Annotated in this window: 15 protein-coding genes; 1 reads left to right on the top strand and 14 read right to left on the bottom strand. The window is 45.6% G+C overall.

Annotation, left to right across the window (positions count from 1 at the left end):
• Positions 1–166: 166 nt before the first annotated feature.
• From csrA to pncC, 6 genes are all read right to left on the bottom strand, one after another.
• The gene (gene csrA, locus IQP38_RS26055; protein ID WP_004415691.1) at positions 167–364 is read right to left on the bottom strand and encodes a carbon storage regulator CsrA; all 198 of its coding nucleotides are present in this window, start codon (positions 362–364) and stop codon (positions 167–169) included.
• A 92-nt stretch (positions 365–456) separates the two neighbouring features.
• Complete coding sequence (locus tag IQP38_RS26050; RefSeq protein ID WP_005383803.1) at positions 457–1,644, bottom strand: aspartate kinase; 1,188 nt, start codon at positions 1,642–1,644, stop codon at positions 457–459.
• Positions 1,645–1,858: 214 nt separating this feature from the next.
• A complete protein-coding gene (alaS, locus tag IQP38_RS26045) occupies positions 1,859–4,441 on the bottom strand; it encodes an alanine--tRNA ligase (RefSeq protein WP_017633542.1) in 2,583 nt (860 codons plus the stop codon).
• A gap of 142 nt (positions 4,442–4,583) precedes the next feature.
• Positions 4,584–5,051, bottom strand: a complete 468-nt coding sequence (gene recX / locus IQP38_RS26040; RefSeq protein WP_017633543.1) for a recombination regulator RecX — start codon at positions 5,049–5,051, stop codon at positions 4,584–4,586.
• Positions 5,052–5,178: 127 nt separating this feature from the next.
• Positions 5,179–6,222, bottom strand: a complete 1,044-nt coding sequence (gene recA / locus IQP38_RS26035; RefSeq protein ID WP_005380874.1) for a recombinase RecA — start codon at positions 6,220–6,222, stop codon at positions 5,179–5,181.
• Between the two features lie 200 nt (positions 6,223–6,422).
• Positions 6,423–6,905, bottom strand: coding sequence for a nicotinamide-nucleotide amidase (gene pncC / locus IQP38_RS26030; RefSeq protein ID WP_017633544.1), 483 nt, complete (start codon positions 6,903–6,905; stop codon positions 6,423–6,425).
• An 84-nt stretch (positions 6,906–6,989) separates the two neighbouring features.
• Here pncC and mutS point away from each other — a divergent pair, with 84 nt between their 5' ends.
• The gene (gene mutS / locus IQP38_RS26025; protein ID WP_017633545.1) at positions 6,990–9,551 is read left to right on the top strand and encodes a DNA mismatch repair protein MutS; all 2,562 of its coding nucleotides are present in this window, start codon (positions 6,990–6,992) and stop codon (positions 9,549–9,551) included.
• An 82-nt stretch (positions 9,552–9,633) separates the two neighbouring features.
• On the opposite strand, the gene rpoS is transcribed toward mutS, so the two are convergent.
• The 8 genes from rpoS to ftsB all read right to left on the bottom strand — a co-directional run bounded on the left by rpoS (position 9,634) and on the right by ftsB (position 15,610).
• A complete protein-coding gene (rpoS, locus tag IQP38_RS26020) occupies positions 9,634–10,620 on the bottom strand; it encodes an RNA polymerase sigma factor RpoS (RefSeq protein WP_005380887.1) in 987 nt (328 codons plus the stop codon).
• An 80-nt stretch (positions 10,621–10,700) separates the two neighbouring features.
• On the bottom strand, positions 10,701–11,624 hold the full coding sequence (locus IQP38_RS26015; RefSeq protein WP_017633546.1) for a peptidoglycan DD-metalloendopeptidase family protein: 924 nt from the start codon (positions 11,622–11,624) through the stop codon (positions 10,701–10,703).
• A 13-nt stretch (positions 11,625–11,637) separates the two neighbouring features.
• The gene (locus IQP38_RS26010; protein WP_005380892.1) at positions 11,638–12,264 is read right to left on the bottom strand and encodes a protein-L-isoaspartate(D-aspartate) O-methyltransferase; all 627 of its coding nucleotides are present in this window, start codon (positions 12,262–12,264) and stop codon (positions 11,638–11,640) included.
• Complete coding sequence (surE, locus tag IQP38_RS26005) at positions 12,264–13,040, bottom strand: 5'/3'-nucleotidase SurE (protein WP_005380894.1); 777 nt, start codon at positions 13,038–13,040, stop codon at positions 12,264–12,266. Before surE ends, IQP38_RS26010 begins: the two co-directional genes overlap by 1 nt.
• The gene (truD, locus tag IQP38_RS26000) at positions 13,040–14,083 is read right to left on the bottom strand and encodes a tRNA pseudouridine(13) synthase TruD (protein ID WP_017633547.1); all 1,044 of its coding nucleotides are present in this window, start codon (positions 14,081–14,083) and stop codon (positions 13,040–13,042) included. Before truD ends, surE begins: the two co-directional genes overlap by 1 nt.
• Positions 14,084–14,128: 45 nt before the next feature.
• Positions 14,129–14,605 carry a 2-C-methyl-D-erythritol 2,4-cyclodiphosphate synthase gene (gene ispF, locus IQP38_RS25995; RefSeq protein WP_005380896.1) on the bottom strand — a complete coding sequence of 159 codons (477 nt, stop codon included), beginning with the start codon at positions 14,603–14,605 and terminating at the stop codon, positions 14,129–14,131.
• Positions 14,606–14,619: 14 nt separating this feature from the next.
• Positions 14,620–15,327, bottom strand: coding sequence for a 2-C-methyl-D-erythritol 4-phosphate cytidylyltransferase (gene ispD / locus IQP38_RS25990; RefSeq protein ID WP_017633548.1), 708 nt, complete (start codon positions 15,325–15,327; stop codon positions 14,620–14,622).
• A 1-nt stretch (position 15,328) separates the two neighbouring features.
• Positions 15,329–15,610 (bottom strand): cell division protein FtsB, encoded by a 282-nt coding sequence (gene ftsB / locus IQP38_RS25985; RefSeq protein WP_005380907.1) that lies wholly within the window; start codon positions 15,608–15,610, stop codon positions 15,329–15,331.
• Positions 15,611–15,702 lie beyond the last annotated feature (92 nt).

Below are 15,702 nucleotides of genomic sequence, written 5' to 3'. Positions count from 1 at the left end.
GAGGGAGTAATCGCGCTGAGTTCTTTTAGTTGTTGATTTCATAACACTCTCCAATTTTGGGGGTGGAAAGTGTCAACCTTATTTAGGACGGCACAGTAAAAACTAAAAAGGCCAACCCTTCGGTTAGCCTTTTTCATTCAAACTAAGCTCTGTAAACAGGAGCGACTTAGTAGTTACCTGAAGCAACGTTGCCATTGCCTTTTTCAGCTTGAATGCGCATGTAGATTTCTTCACGGTGAACTGAAACCTCTTTCGGAGCGTTAACGCCGATACGCACTTGGTTACCTTTAACACCTAGTACAGTTACAGTCACTTCATCACCAATCATCAGTGTTTCGCCTACGCGGCGAGTCAAAATTAGCATTCTTTGCTCCTTGAGTAATCTCTAAATTTTCTTGCTACAAAGCTATTATCCAACAAAAGTTATATTTTCGTAAACTACCTTGTTAGCGAAAATCAGCCTAAAAAGGCATGTTTTTGTTGAATGTTTAATGCTTCACTAGACGTAATGTAAGCATCATGCAGAATGTTTGCTGCTGTATCCACACATTCGGGTGCTAAAACTAGCATCATAGTGAGTGCATTCGTTGCGCTGAAATTGATCTCAATATCTCGCTTTGCCAACAAATCGCATGCGTGCTCTACCATTCCATTGGCCTCAAGCCCCACTGCGGTCAACAGGCTTACCACTTCACTATTACGGATTTTGTCGCTGAACACCAGATCGAACTTGGCACATGCATCTTGTTTTATCATGATACCTGCCCGTTCTGTTTCCTCGATCACATTCCAAATGTCGATACCCAACATCTGACATTGTTTTGTAGCACTAGATAAATGTTCTTTATCGACTTCGATTATGGCAAGGTCACGTTGAATGGCTATACCAGAGACGGCTTGATTGCCTAACTCCCCCTTTACCAGACTGCCTTCATTAACATCAAATGTCGAAAGCACGCGCAGTGGCACATTATTCTTCCATGCAAATTGCACTGAAGGTAAATGTAATACTTTCGCGCCTCGGCTTGCCATCGCTTCCATGGAAGGAAAATCGATAACCGCCAATTTTCGCGCGTTTTTCACTACACGTGGGTCACAAGTATAAATACCATCAACGTCGGTAAAGATTTGACACTCATCAGCGCGCAATGCGCCTGCCAGTGCCACTGCGCTCGTATCTGAGCCACCTCGACCTAATGTGGTGATATCCCCGTTCTCATTCACACCTTGAAAGCCTGCAACAATCACGATTTGGTCTTGCTCAAGCAATCCCAGAATTGTCTTAGTATCAATGTGTTTAATCGTTGCGTCATTGTGTTGATTATCCGTCACAATATTCGCCTGTGCTCCGGTAAGCGAGCGTGCAGCATGACCCAATTTATTGAGTGTCATTGCTAACAGTGCCATTGACACTTGCTCACCAGCAGAGAGCAAAACATCAAGTTCTCGAGCTGTAGGCACGCTATCTATCTGTTTAGCGAGGTCCATCAGTCTGTTTGTTTCGCCTGACATTGCAGACACGACAACAACAACTTGATTGCCATCATTTTTCGCCTTAATGATGTGTTCAGCAACTTGGTGGATTCTTTCAATTGAACCCACTGAGGTTCCGCCAAACTTTTGCACGATAAGGGGCTTTTTCACCAGTCTTCACCTTCCCAAGACCGAAGTCTCTTTAGAACTGCTTACATCTTCAGTATTTCCTTTTAGAAAAATTATATAAGCAGTAGTTACAACAAAAACCAAATAGCCTAAATGACTCGGTTAACTTTTGGTCAATTAAACCACTTGGCTGCTAAAAAAAAAATAACGCTCAATCAAAGAAACTTGATTGAGCGTAATTTTAGTAGTTAAAAGCTTATAAGCGCTCTTCTAACCAAGGCTGAACTGTTTTAATTGCCTCTGGTAGTGCGGCTACATCAGTACCACCAGCTTGAGCCATGTCAGGACGACCACCGCCCTTACCACCGACTTGCTCAGCAATCATCTTAACTAGATCACCAGCTTTTACTTTACCAGTTAGATCTTTAGTCACACCAGCAATCAGGCCAACCTTGTCACCTGTTACGTTGGCAAGCAGTACGACACCAGACCCCATTTGGTTCTTGATGTCATCAACCATAGTACGTAGGTTCTTGCTGTCAGCGCCTTCAAGAGCTGCGACTAGAACTTTTGTACCATTGACTTCAACCGCTTTGCCCATGATGTTAGCGCTTTCTGCTGCCGCCATCTTATCTTTTAGCTTCTGCACTTCTTTCTCTAGCGCTTTTGCTTTCTGTGCAGATTCTGCCAGTTTCTCTTCGTACTTCGCGTTTTGAGCTTCAATCGCGTCTAATGCAGCCTCGCCTGTTACCGCCTCAATACGTCGAATACCTGCAGCAATGCCGCTTTCTGAAGTGATTTTGAATAGGCCAATATCACCTGTGCTTGATGCGTGAATACCACCGCAAAGCTCTGTCGAGAAGTTACCCATAGACAGTACGCGTACTTCGTCGTCGTACTTCTCGCCGAATAGAGCCATTGCGCCTTTCTTCTTAGCTGACTCAATGTCCATCACGTTGGTTTCAATCGTGTGGTTGCGACGAATTTGCGCGTTAACTAGACGCTCAACTTCTTTCAGTTCTGCTGCAGTTACGGCTTCTAGGTGTGAGAAGTCGAAACGTAGGTTGTCTGCCTTCACTAATGAGCCTTTCTGCGTTACGTGCTCACCTAAAACTTGGCGTAGTGCTGCGTGTAGCAAGTGCGTTGCTGAGTGGTTTAGAGAGATAGCTGCGCGACGCTCTGCGTCAACGATAGTTGCTACTTCATCACCTTTCGCTAGAACGCCTTCTGCCATTACACCGTGGTGCGCGATTGCGTTACCTAGTTTTTGAGTGTCCTCAACGCGGAATACACCAGACTCAGTACGGATTTCACCAGCGTCACCACACTGACCGCCTGACTCTGCGTAGAATGGCGTTTCACCAAGTACGATGATTGCTTTGTCGCCCGCAGATAGTGAATCTACTTCGTTGCCTTCAACGAACATCGCTGCTACAGAACTAGAGCCTTTAGTACCTGTGTAACCACAGAATTCTGTTTGCGTATCAACTTTGATTGCTGCGTTGTAGTCAGTACCGAAGTTACCCGCTTCACGCGCACGTTGACGCTGTTCTTCCATCGCTTTCTCAAAACCTTCTTCGTCGATTGCGAACTCACGCTCACGTGCAACGTCGTTAGTTAAGTCAGCTGGGAAGCCATAAGTGTCGTAAAGTTTAAATACGGTTTCGCCGTCCAGTACTTTACCGTCTAGGTTATCTAATGCTTCGTTTAGAATCGCCATACCGCGCTCAAGTGTACGACCAAAGTTTTCTTCTTCGATACGCAGTACTTTTTCAACCACAGCTTGTTGACGCTTCAGCTCTTCACCAGCCGTACCCATGATGTCAGCTAGAACGCCAACCAACTTGTGGAAGAATGCACCTTGTGCGCCCAGCTTGTTACCGTGACGAACTGCACGACGGATGATACGGCGTAATACGTAACCTCGACCTTCGTTTGAAGGCATCACACCATCAACAATCAAGAATGAACATGAACGGATGTGGTCAGCAATAACGCGTAGCGATTGGTTCGATAGATCTTCATAACCAATGACTTCAGCCGCTGCTTTGATAAGAGTTTGGAATACATCAATTTCGTAGTTTGAGTGAACGCCTTGCATGATTGCAGAGATACGCTCGATACCCATACCAGTATCTACCGATGGTTTTGGTAGCGGTTCCATAGTGCCGTCTGCGTGACGGTTGAACTGCATGAATACGTTGTTCCAGATCTCGATGAAACGGTCACCATCTTCTTCAGGCGTGCCAGGACGACCACCCCAGATGTGTTCACCGTGATCGTAGAAGATTTCAGTACATGGACCACAAGGACCAGTGTCGCCCATTTGCCAGAAGTTATCAGACTCGTACGGCTTGCCGCCTTCTTTATCACCAATGCGAACAATACGATCAGCGGGTACGCCAACTTTCTTGTTCCAGATGTCAAACGCTTCGTCATCGGTTTCGTAAACAGTTACCAATAAACGATCCGCTGGCAGTTTAAGAACTTCGGTTAGGAATTCCCAAGCAAAGGAGATCGCATCTTCTTTGAAGTAATCGCCAAAGCTGAAGTTGCCTAACATTTCAAAGAATGTGTGGTGACGAGCAGTAAAGCCAACATTTTCTAGGTCGTTATGTTTACCACCAGCACGTACGCAACGCTGAGCCGTAGTCGCTCGAGTGTAGGCTCGTTTTTCTAAGCCTAAGAAACAATCTTTAAATTGGTTCATACCTGCGTTTGTGAACAGCAGGGTTGGGTCGTTATGTGGAACTAACGATGAACTTTCTACGATTTGGTGTCCTTTGCTCTCAAAGAACTTGAGGAACGCGTTACGAACCTCATCAGTGCTCATGTACATGCAGCTCTTCCTGAAAATAGTCGAGTTAGAATTTTGCCGTATTGTAGATCATGCAAACAGCTGAGACTAGTTTTCTTGAGGAAAAGAGGGAGTAGGAGAAAAAATTTGAAGCAAAACAAAAATCAGTGCGGACGACTGACCGTTAATCTTCGTCCTCAAAGCTCAGCGCGTAGCTGATTTGGTCAAAACTGTAGCCACGATATTGCAGAAAACGAACTTGTTTTGCGTACTCTTTTTGGTCTTTGGCTTTAATACCTTTGAATTTCTTTTCTGCCGCCTGTTTAGCCAGTTCAAACCAATCTTGCGGCTCTTCAGCCATAGCTTGCTCAATCACCGACTCCGCAACACGCTTCTGGTTTAACTCTTGACGAATTCGACGCTCTCCATGTCCTTTGTATACATGCTGTCTAATTTGACTCTTCGCGTAACGCAAATCATCTAAATAGTTATGGTCTAGGCAAAAATTAATTGCGATGTCGATGTCTGATTCTTCATAGCCCTTCATCGATAATTTTTGGTAAAGCTCATACTGACCATGATCGCGACGGCTAAGCAATTGGATAGCAGCCTCTTTGCTCGATAATGTCGGCGCCTGGCGTTTTTGGTACATGATGATCCTAAAAGTATTTTTGCTGTACAGGCTCTCAATGGCCTTTGTGATAATTCGATTTTTGATTTCAATAGATACAACAAAGCCCCGCATTGCAGGGCTTTGTCATTTATTAATCTATGAGAGATTAAAACTCTTCAGCTTGCTCTGGCGCTTCACCAGCTTCAGGCGCTTCCGCAAGTGCTGGCGCTAGCAACATTTCACGCAGTTTTGTATCGATAGTTTTAGCCACTTCAGGATGCTCACGCAGGTAGTTACACGCATTCGCTTTACCTTGACCAATCTTATCGCCATTGTAGCTATACCAAGCACCGGCTTTTTCAACTAACTTGTGCTTCACACCTAGATCGACAAGTTCACCTTCGCGGTTAAAGCCTTGGCCGTACATGATTTGTGTGTTTGCTTCTTTAAATGGTGCTGCAATCTTATTCTTAACAACTTTGATGCGCGTTTCGTTACCTACGACTTCGTCACCTTCTTTGATTGCGCCAGTACGACGGATATCTAGACGAACAGAAGCGTAGAACTTAAGTGCGTTACCACCTGTTGTTGTTTCTGGGTTACCAAACATCACACCAATCTTCATACGGATTTGGTTGATGAAGATACACATACAGTTAGACTGCTTTAGGTTACCCGTTAGCTTACGCATTGCTTGAGAAAGCATACGTGCTTGCAGACCCATGTGGCTATCGCCCATTTCGCCTTCGATTTCTGCTTTCGGTGTTAGCGCTGCAACAGAGTCGACAACCATAACATCGATAGCACCAGAACGTGCAAGTGCGTCACAGATCTCTAGCGCTTGCTCACCTGTGTCTGGCTGAGAAACTAGCAATGCATCGATATCTACGCCAAGTTTCTTCGCGTATACAGGATCTAGAGCGTGCTCTGCATCGATAAACGCACAAGTTTTGCCTTCACGTTGCGCAGCAGCAATAAGCTCAAGCGTTAATGTTGTTTTACCTGAAGATTCTGGGCCGTAGATTTCTACGATACGACCCATTGGTAGACCACCAGCACCCAAAGCGATATCAAGAGAAAGAGAACCCGTTGAGATGGTTTCTACGTCCATTGCGCGGTTATCACCAAGGCGCATGATAGAGCCTTTACCGAATTGCTTTTCAATTTGACCTAGCGCAGCGGCGAGCGCTTTCTGTTTGTTCTCGTCCATTACTTTCTCCGATTTATTCATCTTCTTTGGGCGACGAATAGTAATTCATTTTTCTTAAGCAGAAGAACTGCTCAGCAATGAAAGTTATTATACTGTTGATTCATACAGTGTCCATACCTGTATGAAAAAAATTTGGCTGACCTAAAGTCGTGATTTGCTCTAGCCCTTATCAATGCTGGGCTAAAACAATTTAAGAAATTCTAGAGTAGATGTTGATACAATTGAGTCAGCGCATGCTCGACCGCTTTTTTGCGAACTTCTGCACGGTCACCAGTAAAATGCATGGTTTCGACTTGCTGCCAACTTTGGTTATCAGCAAAAGCAAAGCAGACCATGCCGACTGGTTTCTCTTCACTGCCACCACCCGGCCCTGCAATACCACTGATGGACACACCGATGGTCGCATTGGAGTTTTTAATTGCACCCTGTACCATTTCAATCACAACTGGCTCACTCACTGCACCATGCGCTTCTAACGTTGAAGCTTGCACACCAAGCATCTCCATTTTCGCTTCATTACTGTAGGTGACAAACGCACGGTCAAGCCACGCTGAACTACCAGCAATGTCAGTAATGGCGGTTGCAACACCACCACCTGTGCATGATTCTGCGGTCGTTAAAAGATGCCCGTGTTTAGCCAATAATGCGCCTAAATCGGCACTCAATTTTGTTGTTTTTTCCATAGCCAAAATGCCCTTTGTCTCTTTTTACTTGATAGGGATTCACGTATCCTAAGCCGCTACGGAAATAAACAAAAGAACTTACCTGTGAAAGCTGAACAAAAACACACTCCGATGATGCAGCAATACCTCAAGCTAAAGGCTGAGAACCCAGAGATTTTGCTGTTCTACCGCATGGGCGATTTCTACGAACTCTTTTACGATGATGCCAAGCGAGCTTCTCAGCTTCTTGATATTTCATTGACCAAACGTGGTGCGTCTGCAGGTGAACCTATCCCAATGGCGGGTGTGCCATTTCACGCCGTAGAGGGCTACCTGGCAAAACTTGTTCAGCTTGGTGAGTCTGTGGCGATCTGTGAACAGATTGGCGATCCGGCCACCAGCAAGGGCCCGGTAGAACGTAAAGTTGTGCGTATCGTGACACCAGGTACTGTGACGGATGAAGCGCTGCTTTCTGAGCGTGTCGATAACTTAATCGCAGCAATTTACCATCACAACGGTAAGTTCGGTTATGCGACGCTGGATGTCACCTCTGGTCGCTTCCAACTGACAGAACCAGAAACTGAAGAAGCGATGACAGCCGAGCTTCAACGCACTGCACCACGTGAGCTACTGTTCCCAGAAGATTTTGAACCTGTACATTTAATGGCGAGCCGCAATGGTAACCGTCGTCGCCCAGTCTGGGAATTTGAGCTTGATACGGCTAAGCAACAACTCAATCAACAATTTGGCACAAAAGATCTGGTTGGTTTTGGTGTAGAACATGCGTCCTTAGGGTTATGTGCTGCTGGTTGTTTGATCCAGTACGTAAAAGATACTCAACGTACGGCTTTACCTCATATTCGCTCTTTAACGTTTGATCATCAGGATCAATCCGTCATCCTTGATGCTGCTACCCGACGTAATCTGGAAATTACTCAAAATCTAGCAGGCGGAACCGATAACACGCTCGCTGCAGTACTCGACCATTGTGCTACTCCGATGGGCAGCCGAATGCTGAAGCGTTGGTTGCATCAGCCTATGCGTTGCATTGAAACGTTAAACAATCGTCTTGATGCGATTGGTGAGATTAAAGAACAAGCTCTGTTTGCCGATCTTCAACCAACGTTAAAGCAAATTGGTGATATTGAACGTATCTTAGCGCGCCTTGCATTACGCTCTGCTCGCCCTCGCGATATGGCTAGACTTCGCAATGCAATGCAACAGCTACCAGAGCTAGAATCTGTCACCGCTTCTTTGACCCATCCGTATCTAACGAAATTGGCGAAGTATGCAGCTCCGATTGACGAAGTATGTGACCTGTTAGAGCGCGCGATTAAAGAAAATCCGCCGGTTGTTATTCGTGATGGTGGCGTCATCGCTGAAGGCTACAATGCGGAGCTCGATGAATGGCGAAAATTAGCAGATGGTGCAACAGAATATCTTGAGCAGCTTGAGCGAGATGAGCGTGAACGACACGGTATCGATACGCTTAAAGTAGGCTATAACAACGTTCATGGCTTCTTTATCCAAGTAAGCCGTGGCCAGAGCCATTTGGTTCCACCGCATTATGTACGTCGCCAAACACTCAAAAACGCTGAACGCTACATCATTCCAGAGCTTAAGGAACACGAAGACAAAGTACTTAACTCGAAATCTAAAGCGTTAGCACTTGAGAAACAGTTGTGGGAAGAACTGTTTGATCTATTGATGCCAAACCTTGAGAAGCTGCAAAACCTAGCTTCTGCTCTGTCTCAACTGGATGTATTACAAAACCTAGCAGAGCGTGCAGATTCGTTAGATTACTGCCGCCCAACGCTTGTGAAAGACGCAGGAATTCACATTCAAGCTGGTCGTCATCCAGTCGTAGAACAAGTAACAACAGAGCCGTTCATCGCGAACCCAATTGAGCTTAACCCAGCCCGTAAGATGTTGATCATCACCGGTCCAAACATGGGTGGTAAATCAACCTACATGCGTCAAACTGCGCTGATTGCATTGATGGCACATATCGGCTCTTATGTACCGGCAGAATCCGCACAGATTGGTTCTTTAGATCGTATATTTACTCGTATTGGTGCGTCAGATGATCTTGCATCTGGCCGCTCGACCTTCATGGTAGAAATGACCGAAACAGCCAATATTCTTCACAACGCAACTAAGAATAGTTTGGTGCTAATGGATGAAATCGGACGTGGTACTAGTACTTACGACGGTCTGTCTTTAGCTTGGGCAAGTGCGGAATGGCTCGCAACACAAATTGGTGCGATGACCCTATTTGCAACTCACTACTTCGAATTAACAGAGTTACCGAACCAACTGCCAAGCTTAGCGAACGTTCACTTGGATGCCGTAGAACATGGAGACAGCATTGCCTTTATGCACGCAGTTCAAGAAGGTGCGGCAAGTAAGTCTTACGGCTTGGCTGTTGCGGGCTTAGCTGGCGTACCAAAAACGGTCATCAAAAATGCGCGTAACAAGCTATCTCAGCTAGAGCAACTGGGGCAAAACAGTGACACACCGCGTCCAAGTGCAGTAGATGTGGCCAACCAGTTGAGCCTGATTCCAGAGCCTAGCGAGGTCGAACAAGCTCTGTCAGGTATTGATCCTGACGACTTAACGCCACGCCAAGCTCTTGAAGAGCTGTATCGCTTGAAGAAGATGCTGTAAACAGACTCACACCGACGAGCAAAAAAGAAAAAAGGCTATGGGGAACCATAGCCTTTTGTGTATCTAGTGAAATACGGATTACTTAATCGTCTTCTACGTTAAACAAGTTTTCCATATTCAAACCTTGTTTGATTAGGACTTCACGAAGACGACGTAAACCTTCCACTTGTATTTGACGTACTCGCTCACGTGTCAGACCAATCTCTCGACCAACTTCTTCCAGCGTCGAAGGCTCGTAGCCTAGTAGGCCGAAGCGACGTGCAAGCACTTCTTTCTGTTTCGGATTCAACTCTTCTAACCAATGAATCAACGATGATTTGATGTCGTCATCTTGAGTCGAAACTTCTGGATCAGAGTTGTTTGCATCAGGAATAATATCCAGCAGCGCTTTCTCACCGTCACCACCGATTGGCGTGTCGACAGAGCTAATACGCTCATTAAGGCGTAACATTTTGCTTACGTCTTCGACTGGAATATCTAATTGAGCAGCAATTTCTTCTGCGGTCGGTTCGTGATCGAGCTTTTGAGAAAGTTCACGCGCAGTACGCAGATAAATGTTCAGCTCTTTCACTACGTGGATAGGTAGACGGATCGTGCGAGTTTGGTTCATCAACGCTCGCTCTATCGTTTGTCGGATCCACCATGTTGCGTAAGTAGAGAAACGGAAACCACGTTCTGGGTCGAATTTTTCGACCGCTCGGATCAAGCCGAGGTTACCTTCTTCAATCAGATCGAGTAGTGCTAGACCACGGTTACTGTATCGACGAGAAATCTTAACAACCAAACGTAGGTTACTTTCGATCATACGTTTGCGTGCCGCTTCGTCGCCACGTAGGGCGCGTCTTGCGTAAAGCACTTCTTCTTCGGCAGTAAGTAAAGGTGAGAAGCCAATTTCGCCCAAATACAACTGAGTTGCATCTAAGCTTTTACTGCTCGCGTCAAATTCTTCACGCGCAGTCGCTTTGCTTTCTGTGGATGATGATCTTTCGAGTTCGTTATCAATGGTCTTCACTGACGCATTGTCAAATGCAAACTCTTCAACTTTGGTTACTGTGTTGCTGATACTCATAACGCCTCCCCCTGGCGAGTTAGCAAGACATGACAACTCAATATGTCGCTAAATGATGTCGCAAGTTGTTTTTCAAAGTTTTAAGGCAAATAGCGTTTTGGATTCACTGATTTACCTTGATAGCGAATTTCAAAGTGTAGTTTGACCGACTTTGCACCTGAACTACCCATGGTGGCGATTTTTTGTCCGCTTTTTACGCTTTGTCCTTCTGTGACCAGCAGTTTGTCATTATGTGCGTATGCGCTTAAATAATTGTCGTTATGCTTTACTATAATTAAGTTGCCATAACCTCGTAGCGCATTGCCTGAATAAACGACTGTGCCGGCTGCGGTTGAAACGATAGGTTGACCACGCTGTCCTGCGATGTCGATACCTTTATTTCCCTGTTCTCCCGCCGAAAAGTTCTTGATTACTCTCCCTTTTGTTGGCCACAACCACTTTGAGACTTTATCACTCTTTGCTGTGGTAGTTGGCGCTTTTTGCTTCACTTTTTGGTTATCTTTTGAACCAACATACTCCTTTGTTTTCGATTGTTCAACCTTCTTTGGAGGCTGTTTTTGTACGACTTTAGGCTTAGTCTCTGTAGGTTTTTGACTAGAGTTTTTACTCGAAGGTTTAGGTTTAGAGGCTGTTGATGTTTTCGTCACTGGAGCTGGGGGTGTCGTAACAACAGGAGCCACAACGGGTTCAACTTTTTGACCATATTTAGGGGCGACATATTTCGGAGCCCAAAGTTTTAGCCTCTGTCCTGGGTAGATAGTGTAAGGCTGAGTTAACTCATTGTAACGAACAAGATCATTTACATCTTTATCTGTGACATAAGCTATGAAGTAAAGCGTATCGCCTTTTTTTACCTCATAATAACTCCCTCTGTAACTCCCTCTTTCAAGGCTTGAATAGTCTTTTTTTAGACTAGAGACAGGTGCAGGGGAATGCGCTGCACAACCAACTAGTCCTGCAGCAAACACAAAGCTAATACCAATATGACGTAGTAACTTATTCACCTATCCCTAACCCTTAAGCTAAATCACCCGCAACCAGAGGTACGAACCGAACCATTTCTACAACGGTAGAGAGATATTCGTCTCCCTTACGCTCTATTTTTAATAACTGTTGCTCCGTATCTCCAACAGGAATGACCATTTTGCCGCCATCTCTTAATTGTGAGAGAAGAGCTTGGGGAATCACTTCAGCGGCAGCGGTAACAATGATAGCATCGAAAGGACCTCTCGCTTCCCAGCCCTGCCACCCATCAGCATGCTTAGTTGAAACATTGTAAATATCCAATTGCTTCAGGCGACGCTTTGCTTCCCATTGCAACGATTTAATTCGCTCAACGGAGTATACATGATCAACAATTTGCGCCAGTACCGCGGTTTGATAACCCGATCCCGTTCCGATTTCCAGAACACGACTCGCCGGCTCTAGCTCAAGCAACTCGGTCATACGAGCAACGATATAAGGCTGAGAAATAGTTTGTCCCTGACCAATTGGTAACGCATTGTTATCATAGGCTTGGTGCATCATCGCTTGAGAAACAAAGCTTTCTCGTGGCAAGCGTTGGATAGCATCCAGAACTCTTTGGTCTTTGATGCCACTGGAGATAAGAAACGCTATCAACCTGTCAGCATGTGGGTTACTCATTACTTCTCTTCCTTTAACCAACTATCCATAGCACGCAGCGACTCGTGAGCGGTGAGATCAACTTGCAGAGGCGTCATTGAAACTCGGCCATGCTCAATTGCATAAAAGTCCGTGCCCTCTCCTGCATCTTGCTCCTTTCCTGGTGGGCCTAACCAATAAATGTCATGGCCTCTCGGATCTTTCTGCTTGATCATATTCTCTGCGTGATGACGTGCACCTAAACGCGTAACTTCAATTTCACCTAAATTCTCTGATGGTAAGTCAGGCACGTTTACGTTCAGTAGACGATTCGTTGGAATCGGCGACGCTAAATGCTGTTGTACAATTTGACGTGCAATTTTAGCGGCGGATTCGAAATGTCGCTTACCCACTAGAGAAAAAGCCACCGACTGAACGCCAAGGAAATGACCTTCCATGGCGGCTGCTACTGTTCCAGAATAAAGAACATCATCACCCAAATTAGCGCCATGGTTGATTCCTGACAGAACAAGATCAGGCAAATCATCTTTCATTAGCTCATTCAGCGCGAAATGCACACAATCCGTGGGCGTGCCTTGCACTGAGTAGATATTTGGGGCAATTTCAGTCACGCGTAATGGTTGTTCTAATGTGAGTGAATTCGAAGCACCTGAACGATTTCGATCAGGTGCGACAATGGTCACTTCAGCGATATCTCTCAACTCATCAGCGAGGGCATGAATCCCTTGAGCATGAACACCATCATCATTGCTGATTAAGACCCTTAAGGGCTTCGGGTTTCGTGAATCCTGTTCCATTAGTATTCTCTTTCTACTTCAACCTCATTAACTAACTCACGAACAATAGAGGTCGCAAAAGATCCCGCATCCAGTGAGAAAGTCAGCGTAATGTTGTTACCTTCAACCGTCCAAGCTAAATCTTTTGGCTTCAGCGCAATATCGCGACGATCGTGGCGCATGCGATTACCACGAATCAGCGCCATGAGGTCAGGCTCTTCGTCTAAAAACGGTTGCTCTAATGCCAGAGCCTCGGCTTGAGTAGGCAGTGCATTATCGCCAGCAAGCGCAGCGGTAATTGCCGCTTCACCTTGTGCAAATTGTACTTGCAAATCAGTGATGTTGTTTGCATCAATCAACTGAGTGCCAGAATTCGTCTGTGCAATGTCACCATCAATGAACTTATCAAACACACCATTCTCTAGACGAGCTGAAACGATGCGGTTGAAAATCCACGAACGAGCCGCTGATAAATACATGCTGCGCTTGTTTTGATTGCGGGTACGAACGTTTTCGCGTCCCCATCGACGTGCTTCTTCAAGGTTGTTACCATCGTTACCAAAACGCTGACTACCAAAGTAGTTTGGCACGCCAACTTGTTTCACTTTTTCAAGACGTTGCTCTACATCCGCTATATCTGTCACTTCAGACAAAGTAACCACGAACTCGTTCCCTACTAGGTCACCAGGACGCAGTTTTTTATTGTGACGATCTGTTGCAAGGATTTCGATACTTGGGTATTGAGACAAAAACGCTGAAAAATCTGGCGTTTCACCTTTTGGTAAATGGACACTTAACCACTGTTCCGTCACCGCATGACGGTCTTTAAGACCCGCCCAGCTAACGTCTTTCGACTTAACACCACAGGCTTTTGCTAACTCGTTAGCAACGAAGCTGGTGTTCTCGCCCTTTTTACGGATACGAACCATTAAGTGCTCGCCTTCGCCCGTAAAGGCAAAACCTAAATCTTCGCGAACCTGAAAATGCTCTGGCTGCGCTTTAATTTTTGCCGATGCAACTGGCTTACCCGTTAGGTAAGCCAATGAAGATAAAATGTCTGACATGATGTGTTTCCGCTGATATCACAGCTTAGGGGAGCAAATTGCTAGTTATTGCTTAAACAGAAGTACAACGGCTTCCGTTGCAATGCCTTCTTTGCGTCCAGTAAAACCGAGACGTTCTGTCGTCGTCGCTTTTACGTTGATGTTACTAATGTCGGTTTCTAGGTCTTCGGCAATTGCCGCACACATTGCGTCAATGTGTGGTGCCATTTTAGGCGCTTGTGCCATGATGGTTACATCAGCATTGCCAAGACGGTAGCCTTGCTCTTTGACTCGACGGTAAACGTCTTTCAGTAATTCACGACTGTTTGCGCCTTTCCATTTATCATCCGTATCTGGGAAATGACGACCAATATCGCCGGCAGCAATCGCGCCCAGCAGAGCATCCGTTAACGCATGCAACGCTACATCGCCGTCTGAGTGTGCAATCAAACCTTGCTCATAAGGGATTGCTACACCACCAATAATGACTGGGCCTTCACCACCGAATTTATGTACATCGAAACCATGACCAATTCGAATCATTTTCTATCCTTTCTTTATTCGCCGCGCTCACGGCTTAGATAAAACTCGGCTAACGCGAGATCTTCTGGCTGAGTGATTTTTATATTGTTCGCATTCCCTTGAACTAAGGCTGGCTTCTCGCCTAACCATTCCAAAGCCGAGGCTTCATCGGTAATGGTTACACCCTGTTCTAATGCGTCAGCCAGTGCTTGAGTAAGCTGCTGAGTTTTAAACATTTGTGGAGTAAGTGCATGCCACAATGCTTCTCTATCTACCGTATGATCGATATCTTGTACTGCGTTTGCTCGCTTCATTGTATCTCTCACAGGAGATGCGAGAATGCCACCCGTTGAGTGGGCGCAGCAAACATCAATCAAACGGTCAATGTCGGATGTTAATACACATGGCCTCGCAGCGTCGTGGACTAATACCCACTCGCTTTCCAGATGCTCATTGACATAGTTTAGCCCTGATAACACAGAGTCTGCTCTTTCTTTACCACCAGCTACACGAATCACATCTGGGTGCTTAGCAATGGACAATTCTGGGTAATATGGGTCGCCGTCAGTAACGGCAACGACAACCTTAGAAATATTTGGGTGAGAAAGCAGTTTCTCTACGGTATGTTCCAGTACCGCTTTACCTTCGATCAATAAATATTGCTTAGGGCGATCTGCCTTCATTCTGCTCCCTACACCAGCAGCTGGCACAATTGCGATATGCGATGAGTTCATATCCAACATTTTAATGGTTTTCCTCACCTATAATGCGGTAAAAAGTCTCGCCATCTTTAACTAAACCGAGCTCATGACGCGCACGTTCTTCAATCGCATCAAGACCTTGCCTTAAGTCATCAATCTCAGCGAACATTTCATTGTTGCGAGCTTGTAGCTTGCTGTTCACTTGTTGCTGAACTTCAATTTCATCTTTTACTGTGTAGTAGTCAGACACTCCGTTTTTACCAAACCATAGAGTGTATTGAAGCAAGCCAAACAGTAGCGTAAGGGCTATAACAAAGATTCGCATATCGCTGCTAACATTCTGTACCGGAAGGAATTAGATAAGGAGACATATATAGCATAAATGCGAGGTTGCCTCTAGGGGAGAAAGGGAGACTC

The organism is Vibrio sp. OPT41, from assembly GCF_015163595.1.
Taxonomy (GTDB): Bacteria; Pseudomonadota; Gammaproteobacteria; order Enterobacterales; family Vibrionaceae; genus Vibrio; species Vibrio alginolyticus.
Note: the sequence above shows the minus strand (reverse complement) of the source record. Positions and strands in the feature narration are given on the sequence as shown.

What these genes read in the sequence shown, in the direction of transcription:
- csrA (WP_004415691.1), bottom strand. Translation starts at nt 364, where the DNA reads ATGCTAATTTTGACTCGCCGCGTAGGCGAAACACTGATGATTGGTGAT.
- alaS (WP_017633542.1), bottom strand. Translation starts at nt 4,441, where the DNA reads ATGTACATGAGCACTGATGAGGTTCGTAACGCGTTCCTCAAGTTCTTT.
- IQP38_RS26010 (WP_005380892.1), bottom strand. Translation starts at nt 12,264, where the DNA reads ATGAGTAACCCACATGCTGACAGGTTGATAGCGTTTCTTATCTCCAGT.
- surE (WP_005380894.1), bottom strand. Translation starts at nt 13,040, where the DNA reads ATGGAACAGGATTCACGAAACCCGAAGCCCTTAAGGGTCTTAATCAGC.
- ispD (WP_017633548.1), bottom strand. Translation starts at nt 15,327, where the DNA reads ATGTTGGATATGAACTCATCGCATATCGCAATTGTGCCAGCTGCTGGT.
- rpoS (WP_005380887.1), bottom strand. Translation starts at nt 10,620, where the DNA reads ATGAGTATCAGCAACACAGTAACCAAAGTTGAAGAGTTTGCATTTGAC.
- pncC (WP_017633544.1), bottom strand. Translation starts at nt 6,905, where the DNA reads ATGGAAAAAACAACAAAATTGAGTGCCGATTTAGGCGCATTATTGGCT.
- ftsB (WP_005380907.1), bottom strand. Translation starts at nt 15,610, where the DNA reads ATGCGAATCTTTGTTATAGCCCTTACGCTACTGTTTGGCTTGCTTCAA.
- truD (WP_017633547.1), bottom strand. Translation starts at nt 14,083, where the DNA reads ATGTCAGACATTTTATCTTCATTGGCTTACCTAACGGGTAAGCCAGTT.
- recX (WP_017633543.1), bottom strand. Translation starts at nt 5,051, where the DNA reads ATGTACCAAAAACGCCAGGCGCCGACATTATCGAGCAAAGAGGCTGCT.
- recA (WP_005380874.1), bottom strand. Translation starts at nt 6,222, where the DNA reads ATGGACGAGAACAAACAGAAAGCGCTCGCCGCTGCGCTAGGTCAAATT.
- ispF (WP_005380896.1), bottom strand. Translation starts at nt 14,605, where the DNA reads ATGATTCGAATTGGTCATGGTTTCGATGTACATAAATTCGGTGGTGAA.